This is a genomic window from Kineosporia corallincola (assembly GCF_018499875.1).
Classification (GTDB): Bacteria; Actinomycetota; Actinomycetes; order Actinomycetales; family Kineosporiaceae; genus Kineosporia; species Kineosporia corallincola.
Genome location: NZ_JAHBAY010000001.1, coordinates 666732 through 680285, shown reverse-complemented (window position 1 = coordinate 680285; position 13554 = coordinate 666732). Strand labels below are relative to the sequence as shown.

At 71.5% G+C, this 13554-nt stretch carries 11 protein-coding genes; 4 read left to right on the top strand and 7 right to left on the bottom strand.

The annotated features are described in order from the left end of the window. Nucleotides 1-172 precede the first annotated feature (172 nt). The 3 genes from alr to glmS all read right to left on the bottom strand — a co-directional run bounded on the left by alr (nucleotide 173) and on the right by glmS (nucleotide 4939). A complete protein-coding gene (gene alr / locus KIH74_RS03090; protein WP_214154163.1) occupies nucleotides 173-1351 on the bottom strand; it encodes an alanine racemase in 1179 nt (392 codons plus the stop codon). Nucleotides 1352-1438: 87 nt separating this feature from the next. Further along, a complete protein-coding gene (locus KIH74_RS03085) occupies nucleotides 1439-2911 on the bottom strand; it encodes an NAD(P)H-hydrate epimerase (protein WP_214154162.1) in 1473 nt (490 codons plus the stop codon). A 159-nt stretch (nucleotides 2912-3070) separates the two neighbouring features. Further along, complete coding sequence (glmS, locus tag KIH74_RS03080) at nucleotides 3071-4939, bottom strand: glutamine--fructose-6-phosphate transaminase (isomerizing) (protein WP_214154161.1); 1869 nt, start codon at nucleotides 4937-4939, stop codon at nucleotides 3071-3073. Between the two features lie 144 nt (nucleotides 4940-5083). Between glmS and coaA the strand changes: the two genes are divergently transcribed. From coaA to KIH74_RS03065, 3 genes are all read left to right on the top strand, one after another. Next, a complete protein-coding gene (gene coaA / locus KIH74_RS03075) occupies nucleotides 5084-6115 on the top strand; it encodes a type I pantothenate kinase (RefSeq protein WP_214154160.1) in 1032 nt (343 codons plus the stop codon). A gap of 95 nt (nucleotides 6116-6210) precedes the next feature. Beyond that, on the top strand, nucleotides 6211-6735 hold the full coding sequence (locus tag KIH74_RS03070; protein ID WP_214154159.1) for a SigE family RNA polymerase sigma factor: 525 nt from the start codon (nucleotides 6211-6213) through the stop codon (nucleotides 6733-6735). After that, complete coding sequence (locus tag KIH74_RS03065; protein ID WP_214154158.1) at nucleotides 6735-8243, top strand: hypothetical protein; 1509 nt, start codon at nucleotides 6735-6737, stop codon at nucleotides 8241-8243. Before KIH74_RS03070 ends, KIH74_RS03065 begins: the two co-directional genes overlap by 1 nt. Nucleotides 8244-8325: 82 nt before the next feature. Here the strand turns inward: KIH74_RS03065 and glmM are convergent, their stop codons facing one another. The 3 genes from glmM to rplM form a co-directional block, all read right to left on the bottom strand. Beyond that, on the bottom strand, nucleotides 8326-9672 hold the full coding sequence (gene glmM, locus KIH74_RS03060) for a phosphoglucosamine mutase (protein WP_214154157.1): 1347 nt from the start codon (nucleotides 9670-9672) through the stop codon (nucleotides 8326-8328). A 150-nt stretch (nucleotides 9673-9822) separates the two neighbouring features. Then, nucleotides 9823-10326: a 30S ribosomal protein S9 gene (gene rpsI, locus KIH74_RS03055; RefSeq protein WP_214154156.1), complete on the bottom strand. Its 504-nt coding sequence runs from the start codon at nucleotides 10324-10326 to the stop codon at nucleotides 9823-9825. A gap of 66 nt (nucleotides 10327-10392) precedes the next feature. Continuing rightward, the gene (gene rplM / locus KIH74_RS03050; protein WP_308113541.1) at nucleotides 10393-10836 is read right to left on the bottom strand and encodes a 50S ribosomal protein L13; all 444 of its coding nucleotides are present in this window, start codon (nucleotides 10834-10836) and stop codon (nucleotides 10393-10395) included. A 280-nt stretch (nucleotides 10837-11116) separates the two neighbouring features. Here rplM and sthA point away from each other — a divergent pair, with 280 nt between their 5' ends. Beyond that, nucleotides 11117-12598 carry a Si-specific NAD(P)(+) transhydrogenase gene (gene sthA / locus KIH74_RS03045; protein WP_214154153.1) on the top strand — a complete coding sequence of 494 codons (1482 nt, stop codon included), beginning with the start codon at nucleotides 11117-11119 and terminating at the stop codon, nucleotides 12596-12598. Here sthA and KIH74_RS03040 read toward each other — a convergent pair. After that, complete coding sequence (locus KIH74_RS03040; RefSeq protein ID WP_214154151.1) at nucleotides 12570-13514, bottom strand: lipid kinase; 945 nt, start codon at nucleotides 13512-13514, stop codon at nucleotides 12570-12572. The two genes, sthA and KIH74_RS03040, sit on opposite strands and share 29 nt — an antisense overlap. Between the last annotated feature and the right edge of the window lie 40 nt (nucleotides 13515-13554).

The following is a 13554-nucleotide window of genomic DNA, read 5'->3' as shown; positions in this document are numbered from 1 at the left end:
AGCCGGCCGGTCCACCCGCCGTCCCCGATCGGGCCGATCTGCCCGTCGCCCCCGAGCCGGCCGACTTGCCGGCCGCTCCGGGTTTGGCCGATCTGCCGCCGCCGGCCGGGGTTTTCCCACCCGGCGCCCCGGCCGCCCTGCCGGTCCGTTTCCCGTCCATGGTGCCCTGCTCCTACCGCCCCGCCGACCCGGTGTGAACCCGCGGCACCCGGGCTCCGAGCCGGGTGACGATCTCGTAGTTGATCGTGCCCGCGGCCTGCGCCCAGTCCTGTGCCGAGGGCTCGCCGGGGGCGCCGCCGAACAGCACCGCCACGTCACCCGCGGCCACCCGGCCGATGCCGCCGTCGGCCAGGTCGACCACCACCTGGTCCATGCAGACCCGGCCGGAGACCCGGAACCGCCGCCCACCCAGCTGCACCGGCCCGGTGCCGCTGGCGTGCCGGGGAATGCCGTCGCCGTAACCCAGTGGCACCACGGCCACCTCGGTGTCGGTGGACGTGACGTAGGTGTGGCCGTACGAGACGCCCTGCCCGGCCGCGACCCGCTTCACGTTGGCCACCCGGCCGAGCAGCGTCATCGCCGGGCGCAGGCCGAACTCGTGCGGCGGGCGTTCCGGGAAAGGGCTCAGGCCGTACACCGACAGGCCGGGCCGGACCAGGTCGAAGTGCGCGTCCGGGTTGCTCAGCGTGGCCGGCGAGTTGGCGATGTGCCGCACCTCGAACCGGGCCCCGGCGGTGGTGGCCAGGTCGAGAGCGGTGACGAAGTTCTCCAGCTGGCGGGCGTTGACCGGATCGGCCGGCTCGTCGGCGGAGACGAAGTGCGAGAACCCGCCGACCACCGAGACCAGGCCGTCCGCCTGGAGTTTCAGCGCGTCTTCGAGCAGCTGCGGCCAGTCGGCCAGAGTGCAGCCGTTGCGGTTGAGACCGGTGTCGACCTTCAGGTGCAGCCGGGCCGTGCCGCCCACCTCGCGGGCCGCGGCCGCGATCTCGGCGAGCGCCCAGCCGGCGCTGACCCCGATGTCGACGCCCTGCCGGATCGCCTCGGCGTAGCGGTCGCCGGGCACGGTGAGCCACGACAGGGTGGGCGCGGTGAGGCCGGCCGCCCGCAGCGCGAGGGCCTCGGACAACTGCGCGGTGCCCAGCCAGGCCGCACCCCCGGCCAGCGCCGCGCGGGCGGCGGGCACCAGGCCGTGACCGTAGGCATCGGCCTTGACCACGGCCATCAGCCCGGCGCCGGGGGCGTGCCCCCGCAGCGCGCGGACATTGGCCGCGATCGCGTCCAGGTCGATCACGGCGGCCGAGGGCAGGCCCTCCGGCAGCTCGATCGGGGGGACCGGTGGCGACACGCTCATAACCAGCGATTGTCGCAGCCCGGGCAGCGGGCCGCCGCCCGGCGGCCGATCTCGGTGCTGGTCTCGGTGTTGGTCTCGGTGCTGGTCTCAGTGCTGGAGCAGCTTGGCCACCGTGGCCGGCACCGCCTGGGCCACGTCCAGGCTCACGATCGGCCCACCACCGGACGCCCGCGCCGCGGCCTTACCGTGCACGAACGCGGCCACGCTGCCCGCGTCGAACGGGCTCAGGCCACCGGCCAGCAGTGCCCCGGCGATCCCGGCGAGCACGTCCCCGGCCCCGGCCGTGGCCAGCCACGAGGGCGCCTCGGCCTGGCTGCGGGCCCGGCCGTCGGGACGCACCACCAGCGTGGTCGAGCCCTTCAGCAGCACCGTGGCACCGGTCAGCCGGGCCGCGGCCAGGGCGTGCCGATAGGGCTGGGTCTCGATCTCCTCGCGGTGCACGTCCTCGCCGAGTTCACCCAGCAGCCGGGCCAGTTCGCCGGCGTGCGGGGTGAGCAGCAACCGGTCCGACCGGTCCGGCACCGAGGCGTGCGAGCGCAGTTCGGCCGGAAGCAGGCCGAGCGCACCGGCGTCCACCAGGCAGGGGTGCCCCTCGTCGAGGGCGGCGCGGACAGCCCGCGGCTGCTCGTCGTCGGCCTCCGGGTCCACCCCGGAGCCGAGCAGCCAGGCCTGCACCCGGCCCTGGCCCGCCACGATCTCCGGCCAGGCCGAGCGCACCGCGTCGGTGGCGTCGGCCGGGCCGACGTAGCGCACCATCCCGACGCCGGTCCGCAGCGCGCCGGCCACGGCCAGCACGGCGGCGCCCGGGTAGCCGGCCGAGCCGGCCACCACGCCGAGCACGCCGCGCCGGTACTTGTCGGCGCTCGGCGGCGGCACCGGCCACAGCCGGGCCACGTCCGGTGCGGCCAGCCGGCCGACCAGTGGCTCGGGGGGCAGGTGCGGGGCCAGGCCGATGTCGACGATCTCCAGGTCGCCGGCCGCGGCGCTGGCCGGGGGCAGCAGCAGGCAGGCCTTGGCGGCCCCGAAGGTGACGGTGAGATCGGCCCAGACGTGTGAGGGGCCGGTGGCGCCGGTGTCCGGGTCCACCCCGCTGGGCAGGTCCACGGCCACCACGGCGGCGTGGTCGGGGATCCGCTCGACCAGCCCGGCGGCGGGTTCCCGCAGACCGGGGCGGCCGCCCAGCCCGACCAGGCCGTCGACCACCAGGTCGGCGGCCTCCAGGTGGGTCCAGGCCTCCACGGCGGTGTCCGGGCCGGCCTCGACGCACCGGCCACCGGCCGTGGCGAGCGCGGATCTGCCTGCGGCGTGGGCCTTCTCGGAGGTGAGCAGGGCGGTGACGGCGACCCCGCGACGGGCCAGGCGGGCGCCGGCGAAGAGCGCGTCACCACCGTTGTCGCCCGGGCCGACCAGGAGCACGGCACGTCTGCCGGAGACACGACCGGTGCGTTCGCGCAGGACCCGGGCGCAGATGACGGCCAGACCCGCCGCGGCGTGCTGCATCAGGGCCCCGTCCGGCGACGAGGCCATCACTTCCTGTTCGGCCTTGCGCAGGTCTTCCACGCGGTAGGCAACCGGTCCGCGTCCCGCCTTTGGGTTCGCTCGTGTCATTCGCTCATCTAAGCAACTGCCGGGCGGGTGGCATCCCTACCTGCACGTCACTGGGCCGAACGGGCACCGCACGTTTCCTCCACGCGCGGTGCAGCCGTCCGGCGAGCGGTACTACTCCACGGTCACCGATTTGGCCAGGTTGCGCGGCTGATCGACGTCCAGGCCCTTGGCGGTGGCGAGCTCGCAGGCGAACACCTGGAGCGGCACGACGGTGACCAGCGGGGCCAGCAGCGTCGGGGTCTGCGGGACGTAGATCACCTCGCTGGCGTACGGCACCACGTCGGTGTCGCCCTCCTCGGCGATCACGATGGTGCGGGCGCCCCGGGCATTGATCTCCTGGATGTTGGAGACCACCTTGGAGTGCAGCGAGTCCCGGCCACGCGGCGAGGGCACGATCACGAACACCGCCTGGCCGGGCTCGATCAGGGCGATCGGGCCGTGCTTCAGCTCACCGGCGGCGAAGCCCTCGGCGTGGATGTAGGCGAGCTCCTTGAGCTTGAGCGCGCCCTCCATCGCCACCGGGTAGCCGACGTGCCGGCCGAGGAACAGCACCGAGCGGGTGTCGGCCATCCAGCGGGCCATGGTGCGCACCTGCTCCAGGCCGTCCAGCACCTTCTGGATCTTGTCGGGCATCGCCTGGAGCTGGCCGAGGATCTCGCGGATCTCGTCCGGGAACTTGTTGCCGCGCAGCCGGGCCAGGTAGAGACCGAGCAGGTAGCAGGCGGTGATCTGGGCCAGGAACGCCTTGGTCGAGGCTACGGCGATCTCCGGGCCGGCGTGCGTGTACAGCACGGCGTCGGACTCACGCGGGATGGTGGAGCCGTGGGTGTTGCAGATCGCGACCACCTTGGCGCCCTGCTCGCGGGCGTGCCGGATCGCCATGATCGTGTCCATCGTCTCGCCGGACTGCGAGATCGCGACCACCAGCGTGCGCGGGTTCACCACCGGGTCGCGGTAGCGGAACTCGTGCGACAGCTCGACCTCGACCGGGATGCGGCACCAGTGCTCGATGGCGTACTTCGCCACCATCCCGGCGTACGACGAGGTGCCGCAGGCCAGCACCACGATCTTGTCCACGGAGCGCAGGGCGGACTCGTCGATGCGCAGCTCGTCGAGCACCAGGTTGCCGTCGGCGTCGTACCGGCCGAGCAGGGTGTCGGCCACCGCCTGCGGCTGGTCCATGATCTCCTTGGCCATGAACGACGGGTGCCCGCCCTTCTCGGCCGCCGCGGCGTCCCAGTCCACGTGGAACTTCTTGCCCTCGACCGGGTTTCCGTCGAAGTCGATGATGCCGACGGTGCGCGGCGTGATCGTCGCGATCTGGTCCTGGCCGAGCTCGATCGCGTCCCGGGTGTAGCCGATGAAGGCCGCGACGTCCGAGCCCAGATAGTTCGCGCCGTCGCCGACCCCGACCACCAGCGGGGAGTTGCGGCGCGCCCCGACCACCGTGTCCGGCACGTCGGCGTGCACGGCGAGCAGGGTGAAGGCACCCTCCAGCCGGTTCGCCACCAGGCGCATGGCCTCGGTCAGGTCGCCGGCCGTCTCGTAGGCCGCGTTCAGCAGGTGCGCCGCGACCTCGGTGTCGGTCTGGCTGAGGAACTCCACGCCGTCGGCCAGCAGCTCGTTCTTCAGCACCGCGAAGTTCTCGATGATGCCGTTGTGGATCACGGCCACCCGGCCGTTGCCGCCGAGGTGCGGGTGCGCGTTCTCGTCGGTCGGCCCGCCGTGGGTGGCCCAGCGGGTGTGCCCGATGCCCGTCCCGGAGACCGGCGGCGACGCGGCCGCCAGAGCCTCTTCCAGACGGGCGAGCTTGCCCGACCTCTTCGCCGTCCACAATTGGCCGCCCGTACCGACCTGAAGGGCGACCCCGGCGGAGTCGTAGCCCCGGTACTCGAGCCGCCGCAGACCTTCCAGCACGACGTCGAGCGCTCCGGTGTTCGAAGCGGCAGGATCCGTCGTGTAGCCCACGATTCCGCACATGGTGGCTGAGCCTAGTCGGCCCCGAGGGGGTGCCCTCGCCGAACGTCCTCCGTTCCCCCGACTGGCCATCGCCCGGTAACACTGGGTAAAGCGTTGCATCCGTCACGGTGCCCGGGGGACGTCCGCACTCCCCGTCCGGGCAGAATGTCTCCCGTGCCCAGGCGCCTGCACCCCTTGAGCGCACCGGAACGCCACGAGGGCACCGGTGCCGCCACGACCCGTCCCGACGAGCGGGTCACCGGCACCCGCACCCCCTACGTGGAGCTGGACCGGGAGGGCTGGCGAGCGCTGCGGGCGAACACCCCGATGACGCTGACCGCCGATGACGTCGCCCGGTTGCGCGGCCTCGGCGACCCGCTCGACCTGCGCGAGGTCGAGGAGGTGTACCTGCCGATGAGCCGGCTGCTGAACCTCTACGTGGCCGGCACCGCCCAGCTGCACCAGGCCACCTCCACGTTCCTCCAGGAGACCCCGGCCCGCACCCCGTTCGTCATCGGCATCGCCGGCTCGGTGGCCGTGGGCAAGTCCACCACCGCCCGCATCCTGCGTGAACTGCTCAGCCGCTGGCCCAGCACCCCACGGGTGGAACTGGTCACCACCGACGGCTTCCTGCGCCCGAACGCCGAGCTGGACCGGCTCGGGCTGATGGGCCGCAAGGGTTTTCCGGAGTCGTACGACGTGCGCCGGCTGCTGCGCTTCGTCACCGACGTGAAGTCCGGCAAGGCCGAGGTGAAGGCGCCGGTCTACTCGCACCTGACCTACGACATCGTGCCCGGCGAGGAGGTCGTGGTGCGGCGGCCCGACGTGCTGATCGTCGAGGGCCTGAACGTGCTGCAACCGGCCCGGGTGCGCGCCGACGGGCGGCAGGGCGTGGCGGTCAGCGACTTCTTCGACTTCTCGATCTACGTGGACGCGCACACCGACCAGGTGCGCAAGTGGTACGTGAACCGGTTCCTGCGGCTGCGGGAGACCGCGTTCACCCACCCCGAGTCGTACTTCCACCGTTACGCCGCCCTCACCGACGACGAGGCGGTGGCCACGGCCGAGCGGATCTGGCACGACATCAACGAGAAGAACCTGGTCGAGAACGTGCTGCCGACCCGCGGGCGGGCCACCCTGGTCCTGACCAAGGGTGCGGACCACGCGACCCGGCGGATCCGGTTGCGCAAGCTGTAACCACGTTCGCCGGTGACTCGAGCAACCCCGAAGAAGCATGGACGCGTGTAGTCCCCCGAGAGAGGCCACCCTGGCTGTGGGGGAAGGAACCGTTCATGGACGACGAGGAAGCCGCGTTCCGGCAGTTCGTCACCGCTCGCTGGCCCGCCCTGGTGCAGAGCGCCTACCTGATCACCGTGGACCGCGGCATCGCCGAGGACTGCGTGCAGGAGGCCCTGACCAGCGTGCACCGGCGCTGGCACCGGCTGGGTGACGACAACCCGGAGCCGTACGTGCGCAGAGCCGTGGTGAACGCGGCCCTGTCGTGGCGCCGCAAGCGGCGCATCCGTGAGGTGCCGCTGGATTCCGCGCCCGCCCCGAGCGTGCGCCTGGAGTCGGAGGAGCCGGTCGACGACCAGCTGATCGCGGCCCTGCGCTCGCTGCCTCCGCTGATGCGTGCCGTGGTGGTGCTGCGCTACCTGGAGGACCGGTCCGAGGCCGAGACCGCGCAGTTGCTCGGCCGCTCGGCGGGCACCGTGAAGAGCGCCGCCAGCCGGGGCGTGGCCAAGCTGCGTACCGCCATGACGATCACCGACCCGCAGTCCCCGGCCCCCGGCCGGCACTCGGAAGGAGCCCGCTGATGAAGACCGGACAGACCGATGAGCAGGGCCTTCCCGACGAGCTGGTGCAGCGGATGCGGCGGCTGGCCGAGACCGGGACGGCGGGGAGCCGGCCGTTCCCCCGGGTGGAGACGGCGATCCGGCGCTCCCGGGTGACCCGGTACGGCGGGGTGGCGCTGGCCGGGGCGGTGGCCGCGGTGGTGATCGGCGTGGAGGTGCTGGCCGGCGGTGCCATCGACCGGGCCGACCAGCAGGGCACCCCGGCCACGCCGCAGGTGACCGCCACCGCGACGAAGGAACCGAGCACTCCCGAGGAGGCCGGCTACCCGGAGCGCACCGTCGGGTCTCTGGCCGGCGACGACGCCTGGCTCGGCGACCTGCGCGAGGAGTTCAGCGGCAACGACGACTGGCACGACCCGGACGAGCCGGCGATCGCGGCCGACGACGTGCGGGTGGTGGCGGCGGGTGACGTCGACGGCCGGGCCCGCTACGCGATGGTGCTGTTCAGCTGGCAGAAGAAGGGCCGCACCTACTGGGACCGGAGCTTCCTGCTCGGCCGGGCCGGGGCCGCTGCCACCGACCTGGACGTGGTCTCGTACCAGGGCCTTCCGGAGGGGCCGGGCCAGGTGCCCCACGACCCTTACACCCTGTTCGTCTCCCCCTCCTCGGCCACCGACCGGAGCTCGAACCTTGACCAGGCCGTCGTGCTCGTCGTCGCCCCGCAGGCCGACCAGGTGCGGATCACCTCCGGCCGGACGTTCGCGGTGGAGAACGGCGCCGAGAAGATCACCGACCGGTACGAGGCCGTGCCGAAGATCGGCGACGGCTTCTGGGCCGGGCCGGTCACCGAGGACGAGTACCTGCTGTCCACCGTCCAGATCGAGGCCGGCGGCACTCGCCTGGACAGCAACTCGATGTCGACCGCCCCGGGCTACGACCTGGCCGCGGTGGCGGCAACAGGTACCGACGCCGCCGCGCTCGAAGACCTGGGCGGCAGTCTGGGCGGCCGGCGGGCGTCGACGGCCGAGGTGCCGGTCTGGGCCGGTGCCCTCGACGTCGGCAAGAAGGGGGGCCACGCGTCGGCCGCCCTGCTGCGCTCGGCCGACGGCGTGTACCTGGCGGCCTTCGCCGACGTGGTCCCCGCCACCGACGTTCTCGACGACGAGGACGGCGAGACGATGGGCGAGGACATCAAGCGCGGGCACATGGTGACCACGGCCGACGGCGACGGAGAGGCCATGGCGGGTGTCTACGTGAACAGCGGCAAGACCCGGCGCTACCTGGTCATCGCGCCGGAGGACGCCACCCGGGTGCGAGTCGGCGACGTCACCGCGAAGGTCGAGAACCGGCTCGCCGTGGTGACGGTGCCGCAGTCGGTGACCGATGACGGGAAACCGGCTGAGGCCGAGGCCCTGTCCTCGGACGGCTCGGTGGTCACGAGCATCACCGCACCGGAGGCGCAGGAGAGCGACCTGCTGGACACCCGGGACGCGAACCCGGACGCGGACGCCACCTCGGTCGGCCTGTAGCCGGGGAACGAACGGGGGACGACGAAGGGCCGGTACCGCGGAGGGGCGGTACCGGCCCTTCGGCCTGTCTGTCAGCCGGTGGTTACAGCGCGAGCTGCGCCTTCACCACCGACGCCAGGCCGTCGGCCTCGGCGCGGGCCTGCCCGGCCTCCTTGGCCTCGACCATGACGCGCACCAGCGCCTCGGTGCCGGAGGGACGCAGCAGCACCCGCCCGGTGTCACCCAGCCGGGCCTCCACGGCGGAGACGGCGGCCTGGACCTCGGCGTCGTCGTGGCAGCGGCTCTTGTCCACGCCCTTCACGTTCACCAGCACCTGCGGCAGCCGCTCCATCACCGAGCCCAGCTCGGCCAGCGACTTACCGGTCTCGGCCATGCGGGCCAGCAGGTGCAGGCCGGTGAGCACGCCGTCACCGGTGGTGCTGTGCTCGAGCATGACCACGTGACCGGACTGCTCGCCGCCGAGCGAATAACCCTCGGCCCGCATCTCTTCCAGCACGTAGCGGTCACCCACGGCGGTCTGCACCATGCGGATGCCCTCGCGCTCCATGGCCAGCTTCAGGCCCAGGTTGCTCATCACCGTGGTGACCAGCGTCTTGTGGGCCAGCACGCCGCGGTCGGCGAAGGCCAGGGCGAGGATGGCCATGATCTGGTCGCCGTCCACGTCGCGGCCCAGGTGGTCGACGGCCAGGCAGCGGTCGGCATCACCGTCGTGCGCGATGCCGGCGTCGGCGCCGTTCGCGATCACGGCCTCGCGCAGGCGGTCCAGGTGGGTGGAGCCGTAGCCGTCGTTGATGTTGAGCCCGTCCGGCTCGGCCCCGATCACCACGACCTCGGCACCGGCCTCACGGAAGGCCCGGGGAGAGACCGTGCTGGCCGCGCCGTGAGCGCAGTCGAGCACGACCTTCAGGCCGTCGAGGCGGCAGGGCAGGGTGCCGACCAGGTGCTTCACGTAGCGGTCGTCGGCCTTGGCCAGGCGGCGGGTGCGGCCCACCTCGGCACCGACCGGGCGGTCCCAGGGTTCACCCATCCGGCGCTCGATCTGGTCCTCGACCTCGTCGGGAAGCTTGAAGCCGCCGCTGGCGAAGAACTTGATGCCGTTGTCGGGCATCGGGTTGTGCGATGCCGACAGCACCACACCCAGATCGGCCTCGGTGTCGTCGACCAGGAACGCGACCGCGGGCGTCGGCACCACACCGGCGTCTTCCACGTCGACCCCGGCGCTGGCCAGGCCGGCCATCACGGCGGCGGACAGGAACTCGCCGGAGGCGCGGGTGTCACGGCCGATGACGGCCCGGGGCCGGCGGCCGTGGAAGTCCGCGACCTCACCGAGCACATGCGCCGCCGCGACCGTGAGGTCGAGGGCGATCTCAGCGGTCACGTCACGATTGGCCAGTCCTCTGACGCCGTCCGTGCCGAATAGTCGCGCCAACGCGTTCCTCCTAGCGGGAATGTCCAAAGCCTACGCGCACTCTGCCCCCGAAGCTCCGGTACGCCAAAACCACAGGTCCCCCGCTGTGGACGCACGACGGCCCCGGAGCAGAAGAGCCCCGGGGCCGTGCGTGCGCAGCTGATGAGCAGATCAGCGCTTGCTGTACTGAGGAGCCTTACGCGCCTTCTTGAGACCAGCCTTCTTGCGCTCCTTGACCCGCGGGTCACGAGTCATGAAGCCGGCCTTCTTCATCGACGGGCGGTTGGCCTCTTCGTCGATCTCGTTCAGCGAACGGGCGACGCCCAGACGCAGCGCACCGGCCTGACCGGACGAGCCACCACCGTGCAGACGGGCGATGACGTCGAAGCGGCCCTCGGTCTCGGTGACCCGGAAGGGCTCGTTGACCAGCTGCTGGTGCACCTTGTTCGGGAAGTAGTCCTCGAGGGTGCGGCCGTTGATCTTCCACTGCCCGGTGCCGGGCACGAGGCGGACGCGGGCGACGGCCTCCTTGCGGCGGCCGGTGGCCCCACCGGGGGCGGTGATGCTCGAGCCGCCACCCTTGGCCGCCGGCGTGGCGGAGGTGTAGCTGCTGGGCGCGTCCTCTTCGAACTCGTCGGTGGTCTCTTCGACCACGTCGGTGGTGGGCTCGCTCACGGTTCTCCTTGCTTGCGCTTGGCTACGGGATCGCGATCCGCGGGCGCCGGAATCCGGCGCCTGGGATTACTGGGCGATCTGGGTGATCTCGAAGGGGACGGGCTGCTGCGCGGCGTGCGGGTGCTCCGGGCCGGAGTAGACCTTGAGCTTGCCGAGCACGGCACGACCGAGGGAGTTCTTCGGCAGCATGCCCCGAACCGCCTTCTCGACGGCCCGTTCCGGGTTCTTGTCCAGCAGTTCGGTGTAGGTGACCGAACGCAGACCACCCGGGTAGCCGGAGTGCCGGTAGGCCTTCTTCTGCTCGCGCTTGTTGCCGGTCAGGGCAACCTTGTCGGCGTTGATGATGATGACGAAGTCGCCGGTGTCGACGTGCGGAGCGAAGGTCGGCTTGTGCTTGCCCCGCAGCAGCACCGCGGCCTGCGTGGCAAGTCGGCCAAGGACGACGTCGGACGCGTCGATGACGTGCCAGCGACGCTCGACATCACCGGGCTTGGGGGTAAACGTACGCACGGTCGCAGCCTCGTTCTGGGTCATAGCATTCGGGTCGGCATTTTCATGTGCCACGGGCATCAACCAGCTCCCACAGCTTCTGGGAGGGCCGGTGCTCCGCGCCCGACGTGCCACGTGCCAGTAAGGCTCGACATGACGGACGGGTCACACAACGAGAAAACAGATTACCGGCCCGCTTCCGGAGGGTCAAAACGCGGGCGCCGCAGGCGAGCCTTCACCCCCGCCCGGAAGGCGCCGATGATGGCAGGAGGCAGCGTCTGCGATCACGGGGAGTTCGATCATGGCCGAGTCATCCGAGTACGACTACGACCTGGTGGTGATCGGGTCCGGGCCGGGTGGTCAGAAGGCCGCGATCGCCGCGGCCAAGCTGGGCCGCCGGGCCGCCGTGGTGGAGCGCGGCGACATGGTCGGCGGGGTCTGCATCAACACCGGCACGATCCCCTCGAAGACCCTGCGCGAGGCCGTGCTCTATCTCACCGGCACCTACCAGCGGGACATGTACGGCCAGAACTACCGGGTGAAGCAGGACATCACCCTGGAAGACCTGCTGGCCCGCACCACGCACGTGATCGGCCGCGAGATCGAGGTGATCCGCAGCCAGCTCAACCGCAACGGCGTGGACCTGCTGCACGGCACCGGCCGGTTCACCGATGCGCACACCGTGCTGATCGAGGGCGGCCCGGGTGGCTCGCACAGCGTCACTGCGGCCTATGTGGTGATCGCCACCGGCACCACCCCGGCGCGACCCGGCTCGATCGACTTCGACGGCAAGAAGGTCATCGACTCCGACGGCATCCTGCACCTGGACCAGCTGCCCCGGTCGCTGGTCGTGGTCGGTGCCGGGGTGATCGGGATCGAGTACGCCTCGATGTTCGCCGCGGTCGGCTGCAAGGTCACCGTGGTGGAGCAACGCGACCAGATGCTCGACTTCTGCGACTCGGAGATCGTCGAGTCGCTCAAGTTCCACCTGCGCGACCTGTCGGTCACCTTCCGGTTCGGCGAGAAGGTCGCCTCGGTCGAGAACAACGAGCTCGGCACGGTGACGAATCTGGTGTCGGGCAAGCGGATTCCGGCGGACGCGGTGATGTACTCGGCCGGCCGGCAGGGCGCGACCGACGCCCTCGACCTGGCCAACGCGGGCCTGGAGGCCGACGCCCGGGGCCGGATCACCGTGGACGAGCACTACCGCACCAGCGTCGGGCACATCTACGCGGTGGGTGACGTGATCGGGTTCCCGGCGCTGGCCGCGACCTCGATGGAACAGGGCCGGCTGGCCGCCTACCACGCCTTCGGCGAGCAGGTGAACAGCCTGATCGGGCTCCAGCCGATCGGCATCTACACGATCCCGGAGATCAGCTACTGCGGCTGGACCGAGGCCGACCTGACCTCGTCGTCCGTGCCCTACGAGGTGGGCATCTCGCGCTACCGCGAGCTGGCCCGCGGGCAGATCGCCGGTGACTCCTACGGCATGCTGAAACTGCTGGTCAGCACCGGCACGCGAAAGCTGCTCGGGGTGCACGTGTTCGGCTCCCAGGCCACCGAGCTGGTGCACCTGGGCCAGGCGATCATGACCTGCGAGGGCACCGTGGACAACCTGGTGGACACAGTGTTCAACTACCCCACGCTGTCCGAGGCCTACAAGGTGGCGGCGCTCGACGCGGTGAACAAGATCCGTGCCGTCGAGCGGTTCTTCGCCTCCGACCCGCACCGGGTGGAGGACGACGTGGAGCCGCTCACGAACGGGCCCGCTGTCTCGCACTGATGTCGGCCACCCCGACCGTGGCGTCTTCCGGCACGATCACCCGCAGGCCGCCCTGCACCACGCCGAAGGTCTCGGGGGTGTGCGCGGACAGCTCGCCGTCCACGTTGATCGCCTGCCCGGGCACGGTGGAGACGCGCACGTTGCGGGTGGTCACGTGGTACACGTGGTCGCTCTCGGTGAAGGCCCCACTGACGAAGTGCCGGGCCACCTGCCAGCGCTGCCGTGGCGTGCCGCGCGGGATGGCGTACACGTCGAGCAGGTGGTCGTCGATGCCGGCGTTCGGCGCCACCACCGCTCCCCCGCCGTAGAAGCGGCCGTTGGCCACGGCCAGCTGGAGCAGGTCGTCCAGCTCGACGTCGGGGTGGTCGCCGTCGGGGAACTCCAGCTTGGCCGAGAAGGTCTGGAACCGGCGGTAGGCCTTGATCGTGGCGACCGGGTAGGCCAGTGCCCCGAGCCGCTTCTTCAGCCTGGGGTTGAGCTGCTCGGTGACGCCGACGGCCAGGCCGATCGAGCTGACGTTGAGGAACCGGTCGTCGCCCACCACGCCCAGATCGACGTCCACAATCTTGCCGTTGGCCACGTTCTCGCAGGCCCTGGCCAGATCGGTGGGCAGACCCAGAGTGCGGGCCAGGTCGTTGGCGGTGCCGGTGGGCAGCAGCCCGAGCACCACCTCGGTGCTGCACAGCTGCGGCGCCACCGAGCTGACCGTGCCGTCGCCGCCACCCAGCACGATCGTGCGGGCACCGGCGGCGACGGACCGCGCCACCACGTCGGGCAGGGTGCTCGGGTCTTCGACCGCGTGGGCGGCCATCAGCTCCACGCCCAGCTCGGTCAGCCGGTCGCGGGCCTGGGAGAAGTTCTCCTGCCCCCGACGGGAGGCCGAGTTCACGATGAGGACGGCCGGAGACTCGATCACGGTGATCAAACTACGGGCCGAAACTGATTGTTCCGTGAAA